Below are 21,178 nucleotides of genomic sequence, written 5' to 3' on the forward strand. Positions count from 1 at the left end.
GTGATCTTTCATGAAGCTGCCAGTCTTGAACCAAGGTCTTGCTGAACAAATCCAGCAGTCAGAAATTGACTATTTAACCTCAAGAATTAACTCCATCCGCGAACGCGAAGGTAACCCGGAGGGTGTTGAGATTGTCCGTTTCGGCCACACCACTGGTTTCTATATCAGGACCATGCCATGGAGCCTGTTTAATTCCGTTAAAGGAATCTCTGATCAGGACGTAGACAAGCTGGAGGAGATCATCCGATTTTACACGGCCAAAGACAGAGCTTTCCAGATCGATGTGGATCCTGTTCATTGCAGCTCCAAGCTTTTTAAAGGGTTAGCCGATCATGGACTTTACCAGAGTGGTTTTCATGCTGTACTGTATGGGCTGCCGCGTCAAGCGCCGTCTGAACTTCCATCCAAGATAACAATTGTCGAAATTGATAACGTAAATTCCTTTGACACATATGCAGAAATCCATTGCCTAGCTTCCGGCATGGCGTTGTCCGATAAGATTCATTTCGTGAATAATAACATAGGATTGCTGAATAGGCCGGGGTGGAAGCTATTCGCAGGTTATTGGGAGGGGCTTCCGGCCGGAGTGGCTGCGATGCATATAAACGGAGATATCGCCTCCTGCACACTCGCCGCAACAATTCCTGAATACAGAAACAGGGGGATCCAGACTGCATTATTGCACAAGAGGATGCACGAGGCTCACTTGGCAGGTTGTCGGCTCATAACGGCTCAGGCGGGTTTTGGTTCTACAAGCCAGAACAATATGGAACGGGCCGGATTTCAACTGGCTTGGACAAGAGCGGTTTGGACAGCCCGCCTTTAATTTTTTAGAATCAAATGGATTAGCCGTTGTGAAGACGTTCAGGGTTCAGCATGTTATTATTAACAGCATTTCTTAGCGAGGGAAAAACAGCCAGTCTCCGGTTTATGGGGAGCTGGCTGTTTCTATGATCTCACCTGATTATGCTTGAAGCGCCTCCGCAACATCCCCCTTGTGCAATGAGCAAAAGGCTGCAAATCCGCCACCGCGCGCGCGAAGCACATGGAAGCTGCCAACCTCAGCGATTCGTCCGTTCTCCATATAGATAATTTCATCATACAATCCCAACAATTCCTCATTCATATTATGGGTTATCGTCATTAAGGTCAGCTCTTTAAGCGTGAGCAGTCTGCTTTCGATTTCATAAGCGGTCTGCATATCAATCGCGGAAGTTCCTTCATCCAGAATCAGGATCGGTTTGCTGCGGATCAACGCCCGGGCAACGGCAATCCGCTGCCGCTGGCCGCCGGAGAGCTGTGAGCCGTTCTCACCGACGGTGGTCAGCAGTCCACTGGGCATCTTCTCCACAAACTTATGGACTCCGCTGGTATGAAGGGCAGTTTCCATAACTTCCTCGGAGAATTCCTCATGCAAGCAAATATTCTGCTTAATATCCGTATCGAACATATAGACATTCTGATGGATGGTCGCCGTCATTTGCTGCAGCCGCTCTGGGTCAAGCTGTTTGATGTTAATCCCATCAAGGGTGATGGAGCCTTCATACCTGTCATAATACCCGCTAAGCAGTTTAACAAGTGTAGATTTACCGCAGCCGCTTCGTCCGACCAGTGCATATTTTTTTCCTTTTTGCAGGGAAAGATTGATGTCCGAAAGCACCTGATTTCCTTGCTGATAGGCAAAGTGTAAGCGGCTGATCTCCAGATTCTCGTTGAACACAGGTTCGAGCAAACCTGACTTCGGCTGTGCCTCTTCGCTTGCCAGATCATTGATCCGTTGCACAACAGGTTTGACACCTTGAATTTTGGGCAGATTCTGCATCACGACCAGTACAGGTCCCACAAAACCGCCGCTCAGCTGGACAAGGGCAACCAGGCTCCCCGCTGAGAAATCTCCAGAAATAATCAGATAAGCGGCAATAAAGACTACTGAAAACTGGGTGAGAATGGCAAGAGTTTCGGAGAGGCTCTCATTGGCGGCAAACAGCCGGTCAGCGGCAAAACGGGTGTTTGCTGCCGCGGTGTTCTCCTGCTGGAATTTCTGCTCCGTGTGTTTGCCCATCGCATAGGATTTGATCACTTCATAACCCGACAACAGATCCTTAACGCTCGTCGTGAAAATGGACATCTGGGCAGATACGGCACTTTGTTTGTCCTGTAGAGCTTTGCCGAAGAGGGAAGGGACGGTGAACATCAGAATCATGCATACCACCAAGATTAAGGTAATCAGCGGGCTCAGGTAGAGGAGTATAATGAGGGAGGCTGCAAAAACCACAACATTCTGCAGGGTAAGCAGCAGAGGTTGAATATAGTTATCCTCCAGCAGTTTGATGTCATTGGTGAGTGCCGACAAATAATCAGCCGTATTGGACGAAGTGAATTCTTCTGCATTTCTGCGGAATACCCCACGGAATACCCGCTCCCTCAGTGACAGGGTCAGATTGCGGATCAAGGCTTTGCTGCAAATGGCATACATGAAGCCGAACAAGCTTAGCAGCAGCAAATATGCAACCGACAGGATTACGATTTTTTTGAAAAGCAACATGTCACCCTGCATAGCGGCATCGATTACCTTTTGCAGAATGATCGCAATCAGTACGCCTGCTGCCGAGGTAATGATACTGAACAGCAGGGTAACCGCAAGCAGCATTTTGTTTTGACGGATGGACTGTTTCATCAAATAGCCAACTCCTAAAATTAGATTATCATTAAATTGATAAGATGACAGTATCATATAAATTATAATTATGTCAAACATATTAGATGATAATCTTATTCAGTCGCAAAAAAACTTCCCGCTAAAAACTCTCGGGAAGTCTGTCAATGCTATAGCAGAAAATGTTCAAGGTCAGTAATTAACTGCCGCAAGTTGTCTGAGTCCAGGTGATAATACACCTTGCCGTTTTTTTTCTCTATTCCGACCATACCGCAGGCCAGCAGCACATTCATATGATGAGACATGGTGGCAGCTGTTAAGCCCATCTGATCTGCAATTTCCAGATTGTATTTCGGACTGACCTTGAGCGACGCCAGAATTTGCAGTTTGCTGTTGTCCCCGAGTGCCTTCATCCGAAGCAGCAGAAAATCTTTAGAATCGGCATGGCCCTTGCTGGCTACCGGAAGCAGATCGACGAACAGGCCATAGTAGCAATGCTTGGCGAACATCACCTGTCCAAGCGGAACAATTAAGGATGGATGGACAGAGGGTGCATCGCTGAACATCTCCACCAGCTTAATAAATTGTACATCGTCCTGCCGTTGCACGGATTGAACATACTTGGAAATCAGCTTGTTCAGCGGCTTCTCCAGTTCCTGGCACACCTGCTCAAATGCAGCCAAGTTATTGTTGATGATCCGGGCAAGCGCCTGGATTTGTGTGCGCGGCTGCTGCAGCAGCCTCAACATTTTCCATTTCATCCCTTCTTCAAGAGGACTGTCGCTCAGGAAGGTGATAATATCAACCAAAGATAGAATTCCGGAAGGTGAGGTTTTCTGCAGTTGGTAATTTTGCATGACTTCCATGTCGAGCAGGATCTTCCATATTTCTTCATGAAGCACCTCATCCGGCACTTCTGCAAGTGAGTTTAGCCAAGCCGTATTTTCACTGAGCAGCAGATGGAGAATGGAGAAGAAGGAGTCATTTTCATCCCCGAAAAAGAAGTCCGCTTCCTTATCAAGCACACGATATTTAAGAAAGGTATGGATGTACTTGTCTACTATTTTCAAATGCTTGCTGTAAAAGGCTTCTCCGTCCAGCCCGAATTTGTTCAGGTCTTCAATCGTCCCTTTCTTGTGATTCTCCACATGGCAACTGACGTAGAGCAAACCCAAGGTTTCAAAGACGGGATCCAGACGTTCATGAATGTTGAGGTTCATAGGTCCTCCATAGGTTTTTTAGTTTGGTGCTTATCTAATTCATTATATTTTCATTAAATAGGATTATCAAGTTTCAACTTGACGCAGCTGCAAATATAAAGTCATTATAGATATATTAAGTCCTTGAATATGATGAATTGCGATCTGGAATTTCAGGTCAGCAGTTCAAGAAAAAAATTTTGTTCTATTTACGGATATAAAGAGTCTTTAATAGCCATCAAGGAGGATGAGATTTATGATTTACGATTGCGCGATTATTGGTGGGGGACCTGCCGGGCTGAATGCAGCCCTAGTGCTTGGCAGAGCAAGGAGGAGTGTGGCTCTGATCGACAACAACCGTCCCAGAAATGCTGTCACGCATGCGTCTCACGGTTTTATTACAAGGGATGGAGTAACTCCGGCTGAGTTCAGGCGCGTGGCACATGAGGAACTGCAGCATTATCCGTCTGTAAGACCATTTGCCCTTCGAAGTGGTTTCGGTCTCTCAAGAGCAAGGTGGATTTGAGATAGAGGATTTGGGAGGAGTCCGTGTTCAAGCACGGAGGCTTATCCTGGCGACGGGTCTAAAGGAGATCTTTCCGGAGATCGAAGGCCTACGTCCTTTATACGGTAAAAGCCTGTTTAACTGCCCTTATTGTGACGGATGGGAGCTGAGGGATCAACCATTGGCCATTGTCTCTGAATATCCGACCGTATTCCATATGGCTAAGCTGCTCCTCAATTGGAGCAAGGATTTGCTTGTGTGTACACATGGCCAGGCGTCCTTGACAGAAGAGCAAAGACAGCAGCTTGAATCTAAAGGAATCGTCGTGATTGAACAACCGGTTGCGGCTTTCCTCGGCCAGAACGGGCGGCTTGAGCACATTCGTTTTGCAGATGGAACTATTGTGGCCAGAACCGGCGGCTTTGTAGCTCCGAAACTTGTGCAAAGCTCAACGTTAGGAGAGCAATTAGGCTGTGAAATAACGGAGCTTGGAGGAATTCGGACAGATGACAAAGGACAAGCTTCTGTCTCCGGTATATATGCCGCAGGTGATGCTTCGTATTTCGCGCCTTCCCAATTGATTTTTGCCGCAGCCGACGGCAGCCGAATTGGCATGAACGTAAATATGGATCTGACAGAGGAAGATTTCAATTGAAATCCTCTTTCCGGTCAGTTACCGAAACAAAACAAGCAATTCTTCGTCTATAGGTAAGTAATGGAAACGGAGGGTTTACCATGTCACTGCCTATTCAAAAGTCACAAATGCAAGTCCGTATTTTCAGATTTACCGCTGTATGCGTGTTATTGAGTATGTGTCTTGCCACACCTGCCCGGGTATCTGCCGACGTCGGAGCATTTTCCCGAATGAGTGGCGGGCAAGCAGCTAAGGCAATTTCAGCTTCTGCAATCAAACCTCAGGTTGCCGCTGCCGTCTCACCTTATGCACCGGTTCTCACAACATTCAACATTGAGGGTAAACAGCTGAAAGCACTGGCGTACAGTGCGGATGGAACCTTGTTGGTCCAGCTGATGCCGATTGCTCGGGCCATGGGATACACGGTGGATAATCATGCCAGCACCGGTGATCTAACGCTCAGCAAACCACGGCGCGTAATCAAGCTAACTCTTTACAACAGTTCTTATAGTGTCAACGGCTTAACTTCTTCAGCCAAAATACCGTTTGTCAGAGAGGGTTCCACCTATGTGCCGCTCCGCCAGCTGGCGACAATGTCTGGTTATGATATTGTGCTGAAGGGCAAAAACAGTTATCTCCTCAACTCACGTCCTGAAAATGAGCTGACGATTTCCGCTTCCGGTGAGCTGGCGGTAACTACAGAGCCTTATTCATTTTCTATCCGTTATCCTGTTCTTTCCGGTTCTGCGAACAAAGAGGGGATCGATAAAATCAATCACTTCCTCCAGAATAAGGCAGAAGGCTGGAAAACACAGGCCGAGCAAGAGCTTGCGCAAGCTTGGGCAGCACATCCGAGCAAGGACAAAATTATTGACTACGCTCATATCTTACCCTACGGGCTCCAAGTGGAGTGGACGATCGCTTACAATGAAAAAGGTTTGCTCAGTCTATATGCGGATACTTATCAGTATATGGGCGAATCCAAGCAGGACAAAAGCATCCGGTACAGCTGGACCTTCGATCTCGCAACAGGAGAGGAGCTGTCACTACAGCAGGTTGCCGGGAATAATCCGAATTACCAAACACGGATAAATCAGTATGTTAACCTGAGGATTGCTTCAGGGGAAGCAGGCCCTTTCGCACCACTTCAGTTTCCGGGAATCGAAAACTCCAGTACAGGCTGGTATCTGCTGGATGGACGGGTTGTTGTATATGTTCAGCAAGACGCCGCCAAGTTCATCCACGATGGAATTTTTGAAATACGGATTCCGCTCTCCCGAATTTCCGAAATAGAGAATTGACATATCGCAAATTATCGATATAATAAATTTCATGAAACCTATAGATGTTTTTAAAGCGTTGTCCAATGAATCGCGGATTCAAATCCTGCAGTGGCTCAAGGAGCCTGATGTTCATTTTACACCCCATGAAGGGATTGATATGACGGAAACCGGGGTATGTGTCAGTCAAATTACCGATAAGCTGAATATGACCCAATCTACTGCCTCCCAGTATCTTTCGATACTGCAGAGAGCAGGGCTTATTACTACCAAACGTATTGGCAAATTTACGTATTACCAGAGGGATGAAGAAGCGATTCTAAATATGGCTGAATACATGAAGCAAGAAATGTAAGGCACAAACTGAGTTCTTGTTCTAAGAATTCAGTTTTGTTTTAAGTTAACAATTCGATAATTCGTAATATGTAGATTTTATTTGATTAATAATATCTATAATTCGCGATATATCTTTATATAACTACAACTTAGGAGCTGAACATTACATATGTCTACGAGCTGGAAGATATACACACTCGCCATCATCAGTTTTTTGGTCGGAACCTCGGAATACATTTTATCCGGGATTTTAGATAAGGTTTCACTTTCGTTTGGTGTATCGCTATCGTCTGCAGGTCAATTGATTACGATTTTCTCACTGGTATATGCGCTTTGCACACCTGTGCTAATGGCTTTGACGGCAAGCATGGACCGCCGCAAATTAATCGTCTCTGCACTGGGTGTATTTGTTGTATCCAACATTCTTGCCTTCGTGCTGCCAGGTTATGGACTATTCGTGGCTGCACGTATCCTGATGGCGCTTGGAGCCGGAGTAGTCGTGGTTACGGCCTTAAATATTGCTGCAAAAATCGCTCCTGAAGGCAAACAGGCCAACTCCATCGCAACGGTCGTCATGGGATTTACGGCATCGCTTATTATTGGAGTCCCTCTGGGGCGGATGACAGCGGATATTCTGGGTTGGAAGTTTGTGTTTGGCGGAATTGCTTTGCTGGGCATTTTGGCAATGATCATTCTCTCGTTCACCTTACCCAATATAAAGGGGGATACACCTGTACCGCTGCGTAAGCAACTAGAATTGCTGAAAAAGCCAAAAGTAGCGCTGGGATTGTCCATTTCTTTCTTCTGGCTTGGCGGTTATTCTATCGCTTATACGTATCTGTCACCATTCCTGCTCAAAGTATCGGGTATAAGCAGCGGTTACATCAGCGGGGTTTTGCTGGCTTTTGGGATCGCCAGTATGATTGGCTCAAAGGCTGGCTGCTACAGTACAGACCGCTGGGGAATTCACCGTACCTTATTCAGCGGAATGGCGCTTCATATCGTAATGCTGCTCTTGTTAGCTGTGGTTAAGGACTCTTTGGCCGGAGTAATGGCCGTATTGGTATTTTGGTCATTTGCTGCCTGGTCGACTGGACCGACACAGCAGTATTATTTAACGACGATTGAGCCTGAAGCATCCGGGGTTATGCTAGGCCTGAATCAGTCCATGATGCAGCTCGCGATGGCTGCCGGAGCGGGACTCGGCGGAATAGCCGTCAACCAAGTTTCTTTGTCTTCCATTGCATGGTTCGGTGCAGCCGGCGTTGCCCTGGCGGTTATTGCTGCTTTTACGCTTTACCGTCTGGATTCCTCGCACGATTGACAGCCTGCTGATAAGAAGAATATAATAAATTTACTTAAACGTATAAGTGATTTGTTAATATCAATTTATAAGGAGTGTTTATTATGGAACTGGCAGCATTTATCCACGAACCCAAGGGGGCATTTTCCTATGGGGTTAATCAGGAAACACTGCATATCCGTATCAAGACCAAAAGAGATGATATACAAGCTGTTAAGCTTCTTCCCATTGACCCGTTCGACTGGAGGCCTGTAAGCAAAGGATCACATGTGTATGAATTTGCAGTGAATAACATACAGCCTGTGGAAATGAAGAAGGAATATGTCACCCGGCTGCATGATTGCTGGTTTGCAGAGGTGCCGGGGTTTAAATGGAGCAGAATCCGCTATGGATTTGTATTAGATGACGGCCAGGAGCTGTGTTTTGCCGGGTCCCACAGCTTCATCCCGCTTCAGAAAGACTGGACACCGCCTGCCGACCATACGAATTATTTCAACTACCCCTATATCCTCGAAGATGATCTTTATAAAGCGCCCGCTTGGGTGAGGGATACCGTGTGGTATCAGATTTTCCCGGACCGGTTCAACAGGGGAGCTACCGGGCAACAGGACAATCTGCTCGCTTGGGGCAGCGATGAACTGGACGGTCCTGAGAAGAAATTCGGCGGGGACCTGCAGGGTGTGACAGAGAAGCTGGATTATATCCGGGATCTTGGTTGTGAGGGGATTTACTTTACGCCTATCTTTGAGTCACCAAGCTCGCATAAATACGACACCAAAGATTATTTCCGGATCGACCCGCAGTTTGGCGACAATGAGAGCTTTGGACTGCTGGTGGAAGAAGCGCACAAGCGGGGTATTAAAGTGATGCTGGATGCCGTGTTCAACCACTGCGGGCAGGAGCATCCCTTCTGGCAGGATGTATTGAAGAATGGAAGAGACTCGGTCTACTTTGATTACTTTTATATTATGGATCCGGACAAACCTGTGGTATCAAATTCTATGGCGGCTCCGGCGGATAGCAATGATTTGGGAGCACATCTGAACTTCAGGACTTTCGGATTTGCCGAAATTATGCCAAAATGGAATACAGAAAATGCAGCAGCAAGGGAGTATCTGCTGAGTGTAGCTGTCTATTGGACAGAGCGGTATAACATAGACGGCTGGCGGCTGGATGTAGCCAATGAAGTGCCCCATGATTTCTGGCGGGAATTCCGCAAAAAAATCAAAGGCATCAACAAAGAGATCTATATTCTCGGTGAAAACTGGTTTTACTCCAACCCCTGGCTACAGGGCGACCAGTTTGATGCGGTCATGAACTATGAGTTCACGGCGGCTGTTACCCGCTTCTTTGGGGTCCATCTTCAGAATCAGGAACGTTTTACAGCAGCAGATTTTGTATATGCGATTAACGGGCTGCTCGTCAGCTATCCCAAACCAGTGATGCAAAATATGTTCAACCTGCTGGACAGCCATGATACTGCACGAATTCTCCACTGCTGCGGAGACAATCCAGAATTGGTGAAGCTGGCTTATGTCTTCCAGCTTACGTACGGCGGTTCCCCCAGCATTTATTATGGTGGCGAAGTGGGTCTGGGCGGGGATGAACACCACAACCGGCAATGTATGCCATGGGATGCTGCGAAGCAAAACCTGAATCTCTATCAGACCATTCACCGGTTGATTGAATTAAGAAAGCAATACAACGTGCTCAAGGAAACGGATATCCGATGGCTGTCCGTTGAGGATGAGACTGGAAGCTTGATTTACTCAAAAGAGTCGCAAGACAGCACACTGTATGTGCTGATTCATAATTCACCGGCTGCGGCAAGCCTCAACCTGCCCGTTGAACTGAAGAATCAGGTGCTGCAGGATATTTTCGCCGGAGAATCCGTCCGCCTGTCAGATGAAATCAGTATGGAACCTTACTCCTTCAGGCTGCTGGTTCATTAAAGTAAAACGTAATAACTTTGGAGGTTAATGTTGATGAATGCACAGGAAAACCCAGCTATTCTGGAATCGATGTCGATGTTTGTACCACCGGACGCCAATCGCGGCATTTCTTTTACTAATAAGGAAGCGGCCTTTTACTTCACTCAATCACACGTGACAAATCATCCGGAGCATGCTTATTTTGAAGGTTTCAATGTGGCCAAGAATAGAATTTTCGGCGGATATTCTCTATATGTAGATAAGCAAAAGCTCGATAATCAAAAGTCGGATGTCTGGGTGTATCCCTATAAAATGCTTCGCAAACACGGGGAACTGACCGAAGAGCTCTGGATGTTTGATTATAAAAATGTAATAGAAGTAAGTCTGGAAGGCGGCTCCGGGCAGGCTGCCGGAATTGTCATAAACGGTGAGAATGTTGAATGTATAGCACTAAATCATCAGATTGCTCTGTTTGCCTCCATGGAGGGAGACTGGATTATTGCCGTAAGCTCCAAGAACATCCAGCCGCTGTCTATGGACGACGGGATTATAACCAGCTCTGGCAACTCAGACGGCTTTTACATAGCGGTTGGCAAATCGGCCGCTGAGGCAACTGCCTTGATTCAGGATGCCCAGAAACATGCTGTCCGCTGGAAAGCTGAACGTGTGAAGCGGATGGAAGATTTTTTGAACCATAATGTACATGTGGACTCCAGCTCGGAGTTGCTCACCCTTGCGCTGAATTGGCTGAATCTCACGATGGATCAATTGGTGACAAGGCAGCAGGGAGAGGGGATTTACGCCGGTCTGCCCTGGTTCAATGAGTACTGGGGGCGCGATCAATTTATTGCTCTTCCGGGTGCAGCGCTCGTAAGCGGACAATTCGAGACGGCCAAGCACATCCTGTTATCTTTTGCGGAATTTCAGGATACGGAGGAGTCATCCAGAACTTTCGGCAGGGTGCCGAATATTCTCGCTCCCCAGAACATTGATTACCATACCACTGACGGTACACCACGTTTTATTATCCAGCTGCAGGATTATGTAAAATACTCCGGCGACACTGCAATCATCACGCAGTTGTACCCGGCGGTGCAGAACAGTATAGAAGGATCGATCCGCAACTGGGTGGATGATAAAGGATATCTTACACATAAAGATAATGAAACGTGGATGGATGCCCGCGATGCGGATCTGAACTCTTATTCGCCAAGGGATACCCGGGCCAATGATATACAAGCACTTTGGTACAATCAGCTTCGGGCGGGAGTATATTTTGCGGAAGTTATGAACGATCAAGAAAATGCAGCCAAATGGGATGCCATTGCTGAGAAGTTAAAGGGGAATTTCGAGCTGGACTTCCGTGATCAGACACATCCTTATCTGGCAGACCGGTTGACTGCGGAGGGCGAAGCGGAATTCTCCTTGCGTCCGAACCAGCTGTTTGCTCTGGATATGCTCGAAGACAGTGAATATAAGAGCAAAGTTATCCGCACAGCATGGGAGGAACTGGCTTATCCTTGGGGAGTTGCCTCACTCGACCGTCATCATCCGTTGTTTCATCCCTTTCACCTAACGGAGCTATATCACAAAGATGAAGCTTATCACAACGGCGCGGTATGGACCTGGTTAAACGGCATCGCCATGCAGCGGATGATTGAAGCAGGCCAGCCAGAAACGGCATACAAGCTGTTCCGAAATATGAACTGGCAAGCGCTGAATCTCGGTGTAGTCGGAGGACTGAGTGAGAATCTGGATGCTTACCCTCAGGTGGGTGAGGACTGGGCGAAGCTAACTGGAGCTTATTTGCAGGCCTGGTCCAATGCGGAGCAGCTGCGGGTCTGGTACCAATATTTTCTTGGCATCCGGCCGGATATGATCCGCCGCACGCTTACGCTTGCACCTAGAATCCCTGAAGAGATCAAAGAGTTGCACTATCAGGTCAAAGTAGGTGGCGGCAGCATTAATGCAGGATATTCTGCGGAAGCTTCCGGACAGACCTATCAATACAGCTTTAATGGAATTGGGCTGACTGTAATTATTGATATTTTGCCTTTTGAGGTCGCGAGTATAGAGGTTGAATCCAATACCATGCTGGAGATTAACCGGGCTGAGCATACATTAAAGATTACTCAGCGTGATGCGGAGGGTAAGATCATTACAGGCACTGTTATACCACAATCAAAAGAAAGAACCCGGTGGCAGTCGCGAAGCGATCAGATCTTTAAGGATGTCAAATTTGCAGAGCCATTGCCTCTGAATGCGCATCCGGTGATGCGGCGGTACAATGTTTCAACAGAAAGCCCGAGTGACTAGAGGATGTCTTCAAACTGGAAGAGCTTTGGGGAAGCAGAGATTTAGTATTGAAAGTAGGGGCCCTAAAAAACCACGGCGGGTTCGTTTACTCGGACGGACTCAGGAGGCGCTATGGAGAGTAAAACACCTGTTTATTCTCTTTGGCGGACCCAGATGCAGCTATTTGCTCTAATCTCTCCTATTTATAAGTAACTGAATGCGAATAAAGGCTATACGGTCCGCGAACCTAGTAAAAAGAGCTAACCAGTATAAATAGAGGCTATACAGTCCGCAGCTTGCGGGGATGATCTGCTAAGTGCGTATACCGGTGTTTTTTCGGGTTACGTACTCCGATACTTTTATGGTGCACTTTCCGGTACGTACTCCTTATCAGCTATGCATTCTATCTAAAAACGGCCAGCAGGGAGAAATAACTGCGCTGGAGTCCGTTTTCCTACTGTAACAGGCTAAAAGCCCCAAATAAGTACAACTCGGTCCGTTCGTGCTCAGAGCACCCATGATTCCTTAGGGCATACAGCAGCTGGTTTTGGCGGGGAAGCGGTTTGAAGATACGCCTTAGAATAAAAGAATGTTGCAGCCGCCCTTTGGGCGGTTTTTTAAAATATAATTTATTTGAGGACGGCGAAGCCGCTCCGCTTGTGACAGAGGAAAAGTTACGTTCGATGTCGCTTTCGATACGCCATTGGCGGCTCACCGACAATTTTCTTGAATACGGAGTTGAAAGTGTCAATATCCCGGTATCCTACCGACCCGGCAATCATACTGATCTTGAGATCAGAGGTGCGCAGCCGTTCGCAGCTTTTTTGAATCCGCAGGTGCTGCAGATAGGAGCCAAAGGACTGGCTGGTATGTTTGAGGAACATACGTTGGAGATGCCGGCTGCTCCAGCGGGACATTTGGGCCAGATGGGCAAGAGTGATTCCCTCGGAAAGCTTCTGCTCCATAAATAGAATGACCTGGGCGAAATCGGAAGCCTCGATTGTGGACCTGTCTTGATCCGCATATAGTTGTCTGTATACGGTGACTATCAGCTGGCTCAGCAGTGTTTGCAGCATAGTTACGGAGCCGATGCCAGGCACAGACATTTCGCGGTGTAGATTCAGCATTAGTTTCTCTATCGAGCCGTCCCAATCCGAGACGGAAAAATAAGCTGAGCCGCTGCTGCCGAGCGACTGCAGATGTTCTATAATTGGTGATTCTTCTTGGAGCAGGGCGGACAAACGGTCCACCATATGATCATCAAAAAGACAGTTGTAGACAATCAAAAGGTCCTGTTCTGGATGAGATGTGGCCGGCCGGAACACGTGGGATACGCCCACTGGAATCACGAACAGCATGCCTTTGCGGACCGGAATAACAGCTTGATCAATGTGATGAAAACCCCGCCCTTCAGCGACGTAGCAATATTCAATAAAGTCATGGGAGTGATAAGGAGCGAAGAAGTTTTCCGCGTAGCGGTTGACCAGCAAGTGCAGATTGTTCTGCAGTAAACTCTCGCTTTTGAACAATTGTGCGGATCGTTGCATGTAGTCTCCTCCTATAAAAAATGGCATGATTTCAGGGATATATTGACCGTATTACCGGGTAATGAAAGCGGTGCCGAAGCTATAATTATAGAGCAATGATTAAATTATAGCTATAGAGGGAGGATCACACCGATATGTTCTCAATTGTAAAACTTCGCTGTGAGTACAAACAAAACCCGCTCGGCATCGATCTCGCTGCACCCCGAATCAGCTGGCAGCTGGTAACGGATCGCAGAGATTGCAAACAGGCTGCTTACCAGATTCAGGTTGCTGTGGATAGCGGCTACCGTGAAATGAGCTGGGATTCCGGCAGAGTGGAGTCATCGCAGTCCATTCATGTCGAGCTGGATCAGGTGAAGCCGGACGCACGCACACGTTACTATTACCAAGTTAGGGCATGGGATCAAAGCGGAGTGTGCTCCCGCTGGTCGGAGACTGCATTTTTTGAAACCGGGCTAATGGGTGAGCAATGGGAGGGAGAGTGGATCAGTGCTCCAACCGAGTATTTCACTGAAGATTCCGAGGTTTGCCCGCAGCTTCGTACATTCGTTGAGCTTAAAGGGACGGTTGCAAGTGCAAGAATTTATGTTACCGCACTGGGTCTATACGAGCTGCAGTTGAACGGCCGGCGTGTAGGAAATCACTATTTCACTCCCGGCTGGACGAGTTACGGCAAACGCTTACAATATCAAACGTATGATGTAACCACTCTCCTGTCCGGGGGGACAAATGTGCTAGGCGCACTGCTGGGGAATGGCTGGTACAAGGGACATCTGGGATGGAAAAAGGAGAAAAAAATCTATGGATCTACAACAGCGCTTTTACTGGAACTTCATATAAAATATACGGATGGCAGTACGCAGCGCATCCATACCGGGCAAGGCTGGGAGGCGGCAGAAAGCGCGATCCGCATGTCGGATATCTATATGGGTGAGACTTACGATGCGCGGCTGGAGCGTAATCTTATGAGTACATCGGAAGCAGGATGGCATCCCGTTGCTGTCATCGGGCATTCCAAAGATATTATTGTGGCACAGGAAAATGTTCCTGTAACCCGGAATGAGAGTCTGCAGCCTATTGCAGTGCTGACAACTCCCCAAGGCGATAAAGTTCTGGACATGGGGCAGAACATGGTCGGTTGGCTCAAATTTTCGGTACAGGGGAAGGCCGGCGAGACCGTTGAACTTCAGCATGCCGAAATATTGGACCGGGACGGCAATTTCTACCGGGAAAATATCCGTAGTGCGACGCAGCTCATCCGCTATACGCTGAAGGGTGATGAAATAGAGGGCTATGAGCCTCATTTCACCTTCCATGGGTTTCGTTATGTGAAGCTTACAGGCTTCCCGGAAACCGTTCAACTTGAGGATTTCACAGGTGTGGTGGTGCATTCAGATATGGAGCGTACCGGGGACTTCCAGTGTTCGGATCCCTTGGTGAACCAGCTGCATCATAATATTCTTTGGGGGCAGAAGGGGAACTTTCTGGATGTGCCAACCGACTGCCCGCAGCGGGATGAACGGCTCGGCTGGACCGGTGATGCGCAGATGTTTGTCCGTACAGCTTCGTATCTGATGAACACTGCCCCGTTTTTCACCAAGTGGCTGCGGGATTTGAAGGCGGATCAGACCCCTGAAGGAGGCATTCCGTTTTATGTTCCCAACCTGACGGAAGCTTTCTCTGACGGCTGGGGAGAGACAAGCAACTCGTCGGCAGCTTGGGGTGATGCAGCTGCAGTCTGTCCATGGACGATCTATGAAATGTACGGCGACAAGCGGCTTCTGGCAGAACAGTATGAGAGTATGAAAAGCTGGGTGGGATATATTCGCGCCCAGGGAGACAATCCTTATTTGTGGAATACCGGATTTCATTTCGGGGACTGGCTGGCGCTGGATTCAAAGCCGGACAGCTATGTTGGAGCCACAGATCCCAATTACGTAGCTACCGCATTTTATGCCTATTCGGTTTCACTGACAATTAAAGCTGCTGCCGCACTGGGAAATACAAAGGATGCAGATAATTACCGCGAATTACATCGTAGAATCCTTGAAACCTTCCACGAAGAATATGTGAATCCAGACGGGCAGATATCCGTCCCTACCCAAACGGCTCAGGTGTTGGCGCTGCGCTTTGATCTTATAGACGGGGCAGCAAAGGAGCAGGCCATCCTGAAACTGGCAGAACTGCTCGCCGAAGCCGGAGATCATCTGACAACAGGCTTTGTCGGCACGCCTTATCTGAATCCTGTACTTAGTGACAGTGGACACAACGATCTTGCCTACAAACTGCTCTTTCAGAAGGATTATCCATCCTGGCTCTATCAAGTGACTAAAGGGGCAACAACGATTTGGGAGCATTGGGACGGGATCAGGGAGGACGGCAGCTTCTGGAGTGCAGACATGAACTCCTTTAATCACTACGCATACGGAGCCATTGGAGAATGGCTGTACCGTTATGTTGCCGGAATGGGGCCGGACGAAGCCGAGCCGGGATTTAAGAAGGTTCATATCCGTCCGAGACCGGGCCAAGGCATGGATTTCGCTAAAGCCAGTCTAGAAACTATGTATGGCACAGTGGCTTCGTCATGGCGGCGGCTGGAGGATGGCGGCATGGAAGTTCAGATTACGGTCCCCGCAAATACAAGTGCGGTAGTTATACTTCCGGGAGCAACGCTGCAGGGATTGCTTGAGAGCCGCATTCCGGTGGAGCAGGCTGAAGGCATTTACAGCACATTGCCTGCAGAAACTGGTGTGCAAATAGAAATGGGATCGGGCAGCTACCAATTTACTTACGGGTATCCTTCGTAAATGCTGTAATTGCTGCTGTTCAGACTCGGCGGCGTCAGGTTCTTACTCTACAGTGAGAGCCTGACGCTGTTTTTTTTCGCTTAATTATGCATTATGATCTTTGCACTTAGGCTCTGGCAAACGTTTTAACTGCAGACAAAACTTAGAGGAAAACATTAAAGTACATAGCTAAACTTTTTTGAATTAATATTGCGGCTAATCAAGGGTCTGGCGGCTTTAGCTTAGCACTTGCATAAATGTTGTACGATTACATTAGAAACGAAAGGAGGAGATCTTACTTGGAAAAAGATAACGTTGCTTTCACGCTGCACTTGAGCGCAAAGCCCGGCGAAATCTTTACTTTTGGCACTTACCCGCAGACGCTTGGCGGCGAGGACAGAACACCGATTAAGTGGCGGGTGCTGCAAAATTCGGGTAGTGAGCTATTCATTTTGAGCGAGTACATTTTGGATTGCAGGCGATATCATGGGGAGTACGCTGATATTACATGGCGTGACTCTGATTTGCGAAGGTGGCTGAACGATGAGTTTTATAATGCCGCATTCAATGGCTCCGAGAAGAGGTTCATCAAGACTACACATTGCGCTGATAATGGAGAGGGTAGTGCAGACACGGAGGACAAGGTTTTTTTGCCCAGTGTTTCGGAGGTGAAAGAATTGACCTATAAACTTGATGAAGTCTCTTTAAGTGCGAAACGTCGGGCAACAGCAACAGAATTTGCCAGAATAAAAAAGAACGATGGATGCCACTTGTACGTGTATAATAAAAAAGTGAAAAATGACTACATCACCGAGGAGGGTGAAGAATTGGGCTGCTCCTGGTGGTGGCTGAGAACTCAGCATGGCAGTTCTTCACGCGCGTTTTTTATTGGCCCTCGCAGCAGCGTTCGCAGTTATGGACGTGTCAACTTAGCTTGTTACGGTGTGCGTCCCGCTTTAATAATACATTTTCAATGATAACGATCGGCGCTGGATTATTCATGGAATCGGCCATCTTTTCCGTAGAATTACCTCTCATAGGTTATACTGCGTAATCTCTATAATGAAGGTGTATTGCATAGAAAGGAGGAGCATCGGCTACAGCTACGATCAAGCACCTACACATTTTGGAGGAGGAGTATCATGCGCAGCAAGTATCTTGCAGGCTCACTAGTAGTCATTCTGCTGATCTCAAGCTGGTTCCTGGCCGTTGGGCCTTTCGCACCCGTATCTGCGGCTGGCGGAACGAACCTGACGCTGGGAAAGAACGTAACTTCGAGTGGACAATCTCAAACGTACAGCCCGGACCACATCAAAGACAGCAACCAGGAAACCTACTGGGAAAGCACGAACAATACATTCCCCCAATGGATTAGTGTCGATCTTGGAGCAAGTACGAGCATGGATCAAATAGTGCTCAAAGTTCCTGCAGGCTGGGAAACCCGTACGCAAACGCTGGCCATCCAAGGCAGCACGAACGGCATAACGTTTACAGATATTGTCGGTTCCAAGGAATACGTATTTAATCCGGCGGTGGCTGGCAATTCAGTTACCATTCATTTCACCGCTGTCAGTACACGTTACGTCCGTCTGAACGTAACAGCCAATACCGGCTGGCCAGCCGCACAACTCTCTGAATTCGAAATTTATGGTACCGGCAGCATTACACCAACACCAGCACCAACAGCGACTCCTACTCCTACACCAACAGCTTCACCAACGGTTACACCGGCACCAACAGTCAACCCGACAGCAACTCCAACGACTTCTCCGGGCAGCAACATTGCCACCGGCAAACCAATCAGCGCATCCTCAAGTACTCAATCGTTCGTGGCTGCTAATGCAAACGATAATAATACAAGCACATACTGGGAAGGCAGCGGCAATCCAAGTACATTAACGCTTGATCTCGGCGCAAATCACAACGTTACATCGGTCGTGCTCAAGCTCAATCCGTCCACTGAATGGAGTACGCGCACACAAACCATTCAAGTCCTCGGCCATAACCAGGACACGACGACTTTTGGCAGTCAGGTATCCGCACAATCGTATACATTTAATCCGGCCTCCGGTAATACGGTCACTATTCCTGTGACCGCAACGCTCAAACGTATACAGCTTAACATCACAGCAAATTCCGGTGCACCCGCCGGACAAATTGCTGAATTTCAAGTATTCGGCACACCTGCACCGAACCCGGATCTCCTGATTAGCGGCATATCTTGGACACCTGCCGCTCCTGTTGAGAGCAGTGTGATCACGTTGAATGCAACGGTTAAGAACAACGGCAATGCAAGTTCCGCAGCCTCTACGGTGAATTTTTACCTGAACAGTGAACTTGCCGGAACTTCCCCGGTAGGCGCATTAGCGGCAGGCGGGTCGGCGAACGTTTCGCTGAATATCGGAACAAAAGCCGCTGCATCCTATGCCTTAACCGCCAAAGTTGATGAGAGCAACCTTATTATCGAGCAGAACGACACCAACAACAGCTATACGAACGCAGCATCGCTCGTTGTCGCTCCTGTGACTAGCTCAGATCTGGTGGGTACAGTAACGTGGACACCAAGCAACCCGGTTGCCAATAACGCTGTCAACTTTACTGTGAATCTTAAAAATCAGGGAACCATGGATTCAGCAAATGGTGCTCATGGAGTCACTGTAGTTCTTAAGAATTCTGCCGGTTCAACCATTCAAACCTTTAACGGCTCTTACAGTGGTACCCTCGCTGCCGGAGCAGCTGTTCATGTTGCTATTCCGGGGACTTGGGAAGCGCTTAATGGCAACTATACCGTAACTACTACCGTCGCTGCAGACGCCAACGAAGTGACGGCAAAGCAGGCTAACAATGTAAATACAACAAATCTGGTTGTATCTTCTCTTCGTGGGGCAAGTGTACCCTACACACGGTACGACACCGATGACGCTGCCCGAGGTGGAGCTGCAGCCCTGAAGAGTGCACCTACGTTCAATCAGGCATTGATTGCTTCGGAAGCTTCCGGCCAGCGTTATGTGGCACTGCCCTCGAACGGTTCTTATGCCCAGTGGACAGTAAGACCGGGTGAAGGCGGTGCGGGTGTAACCATGAGATTCACCATGCCAGATTCGGCAGACGGTATGGGACTCAACGGTTCGCTGGATGTATATGTAAATGGAGTCAAGGCCAAGACTATTCCGCTGACCTCCTATTACAGCTGGCAGTATTTCTCGGGCGATATGCCGGGAGATGCGCCTAGTGCAGGACGCCCGCTGTTCAGGTTTGATGAAGTGCATTGGAAAATGGACGCAGCGCTGCAACCGGGAGATACGATACGCATTCAGAAGAATAACGGGGACAGCCTGGAATATGGTGTGGATTTCATTGAAATTGAGCCCGTTCCGGCGGCTGTCTCACGTCCGGCAGGTGCAGTCTCTGTAACGGATTACGGGGCAGTGGCGAATGACAATAAGGATGATCTTGCTGCTTTCAATTCTGCTGTTACTGCAGCAGTTGCAGGCGGGAAAACACTTTACATTCCGGCAGGAACCTTCAACCTCAGCAGCATTTGGCAGATTGGCTCGATCAGTAAAATGATAAGCAACATAACAATTACTGGAGCGGGTTACTGGCATACAAATCTTCAGTTCACCAATCCAAATGCGGCGGGTGGAGGCATTTCGCTCCGAATAACAGGCAAGCTTGATTTCAGCAATGTGTATCTTAATTCGAATCTGCGTTCAAGATATGGGCAAAATGCGATTTACAAGGGTTTCATGGACAATTTCGGAACCAATTCCATCATCCATGACGTCTGGGTAGAGCATTTTGAATGCGGCATGTGGGTAGGGGACTATGGGCATACTCCAGCAATCTATGCCAGCGGGTTGGTGGTCGAGAACAGCCGCATCCGCAACAACCTCGCCGACGGAATCAACTTCGCCCAAGGAACAAGCAACTCCACCGTGCGTAACAGCAGCGTGCGGAATAACGGAGATGACGGTCTTGCGGTATGGACCAGCAATACCAATGGTGCACCTGCGGGTGTAAACAATAGCTTCTCCTACAATACGATCGAGAATAACTGGCGTGCAGCGGCTATTGCCTTCTTTGGCGGAAGCGGGCATAAGGCTGACCACAACTACATCATTGACACCGTTGGAGGTTCCGGAATCCGAATGAACACGGTGTTCCCGGGATATCATTTCCAGAACAATACCGGCATTGTATTCTCGGATACAACCATAATCAACAGCGGAACCAGTAAAGACTTGTACGATGGAGAACGCGGAGCGATAGATCTGGAGGCTTCCAATGATCCGATCAAGAACGTAACATTCACTAATATAGATATCATCAACACTCAGCGGGATGCAGTTCAGTTCGGCTACGGAAGCGGATTTGAGAATATTGTGTTTAACAACATCAATATTAACGGTACTGGACTTGACGGGATAACCACTTCGCGGTTCGCGGGGCCCCATCTGGGTGCGGCGATCTACACTTACACCGGCAATGGTTCCGCAACGTTCAAGAACCTGACGACAAGTAATATCGCTTATCCAGCTTTATACTTCATCCAAAATGGGTTTAAGTTGACCATTCAATAAGATTAACTAAAGGCTCCTGCCTGAGAAGGATTCCATTAAGGGATATCTCGGGCAGGGCCTTTTTATATAAACATGGATATCAATCCTGACAGAGCCGGATATCCATGTTATGATATGAATGAA

At 48.1% G+C, this 21,178-nt stretch carries 12 protein-coding genes and 1 pseudogene; 10 read left to right on the plus strand and 3 right to left on the minus strand.

The features are described from left to right. The first annotated feature begins 10 nt into the window (after positions 1–10). A complete protein-coding gene (locus MHI45_RS00090; RefSeq protein ID WP_076109374.1) occupies positions 11–826 on the plus strand; it encodes a GNAT family N-acetyltransferase in 816 nt (271 codons plus the stop codon). A 138-nt stretch (positions 827–964) separates the two neighbouring features. Here MHI45_RS00090 and MHI45_RS00095 read toward each other — a convergent pair whose 3' ends face one another. Together MHI45_RS00095 and MHI45_RS00100 are read right to left on the minus strand one after the other, a co-directional pair. Further along, a complete protein-coding gene (locus MHI45_RS00095; protein WP_076109375.1) occupies positions 965–2,677 on the minus strand; it encodes an ABC transporter ATP-binding protein in 1,713 nt (570 codons plus the stop codon). Positions 2,678–2,826: 149 nt separating this feature from the next. After that, on the minus strand, positions 2,827–3,876 hold the full coding sequence (locus tag MHI45_RS00100; RefSeq protein ID WP_076109376.1) for an ArsR/SmtB family transcription factor: 1,050 nt from the start codon (positions 3,874–3,876) through the stop codon (positions 2,827–2,829). A gap of 235 nt (positions 3,877–4,111) precedes the next feature. On the opposite strand from MHI45_RS00100, the pseudogene MHI45_RS00105 reads away from it, so the two are divergent. From MHI45_RS00105 to MHI45_RS00130, 6 genes and pseudogenes are all read left to right on the plus strand, one after another. Next, positions 4,112–5,015, plus strand: a pseudogene (locus MHI45_RS00105) (NAD(P)/FAD-dependent oxidoreductase). A gap of 209 nt (positions 5,016–5,224) precedes the next feature. Further along, positions 5,225–6,295, plus strand: a complete 1,071-nt coding sequence (locus tag MHI45_RS00110; RefSeq protein ID WP_341118772.1) for a PdaC/SigV domain-containing protein — start codon at positions 5,225–5,227, stop codon at positions 6,293–6,295. A gap of 31 nt (positions 6,296–6,326) precedes the next feature. Next, a complete protein-coding gene (locus MHI45_RS00115) occupies positions 6,327–6,629 on the plus strand; it encodes an ArsR/SmtB family transcription factor (protein ID WP_038591660.1) in 303 nt (100 codons plus the stop codon). Between the two features lie 150 nt (positions 6,630–6,779). Next, complete coding sequence (locus MHI45_RS00120) at positions 6,780–7,934, plus strand: MFS transporter (protein WP_341118775.1); 1,155 nt, start codon at positions 6,780–6,782, stop codon at positions 7,932–7,934. Positions 7,935–8,017: 83 nt separating this feature from the next. Beyond that, the gene (locus MHI45_RS00125) at positions 8,018–9,865 is read left to right on the plus strand and encodes a glycoside hydrolase family 13 protein (protein ID WP_340898391.1); all 1,848 of its coding nucleotides are present in this window, start codon (positions 8,018–8,020) and stop codon (positions 9,863–9,865) included. Positions 9,866–9,898: 33 nt separating this feature from the next. After that, positions 9,899–12,160 (plus strand): amylo-alpha-1,6-glucosidase, encoded by a 2,262-nt coding sequence (locus tag MHI45_RS00130; RefSeq protein ID WP_340898389.1) that lies wholly within the window; start codon positions 9,899–9,901, stop codon positions 12,158–12,160. Positions 12,161–12,813: 653 nt separating this feature from the next. Here the strand turns inward: MHI45_RS00130 and MHI45_RS00135 are convergent. Beyond that, positions 12,814–13,686 (minus strand): AraC family transcriptional regulator, encoded by an 873-nt coding sequence (locus MHI45_RS00135; protein WP_076109384.1) that lies wholly within the window; start codon positions 13,684–13,686, stop codon positions 12,814–12,816. Between the two features lie 134 nt (positions 13,687–13,820). Between MHI45_RS00135 and MHI45_RS00140 the strand changes: the two genes are divergently transcribed. The 3 genes from MHI45_RS00140 (at position 13,821) to MHI45_RS00150 (ending at position 21,055) form a co-directional block, all read left to right on the plus strand. Next, entirely contained in the window at positions 13,821–16,493 is a 2,673-nt protein-coding gene (locus tag MHI45_RS00140) for a family 78 glycoside hydrolase catalytic domain (RefSeq protein ID WP_340898388.1), read from the plus strand. Positions 16,494–16,771: 278 nt separating this feature from the next. Continuing rightward, on the plus strand, positions 16,772–17,449 hold the full coding sequence (locus MHI45_RS00145) for a DUF6273 domain-containing protein (protein WP_341118777.1): 678 nt from the start codon (positions 16,772–16,774) through the stop codon (positions 17,447–17,449). Positions 17,450–17,614: 165 nt separating this feature from the next. Further along, a complete protein-coding gene (locus MHI45_RS00150) occupies positions 17,615–21,055 on the plus strand; it encodes a discoidin domain-containing protein (protein WP_341118778.1) in 3,441 nt (1,146 codons plus the stop codon). Positions 21,056–21,178: the final 123 nt, after the last annotated feature.

The organism is Paenibacillus sp. FSL H3-0321 (assembly GCF_038002865.1).
GTDB lineage: Bacteria > Bacillota > Bacilli > Paenibacillales > Paenibacillaceae > Paenibacillus_AQ.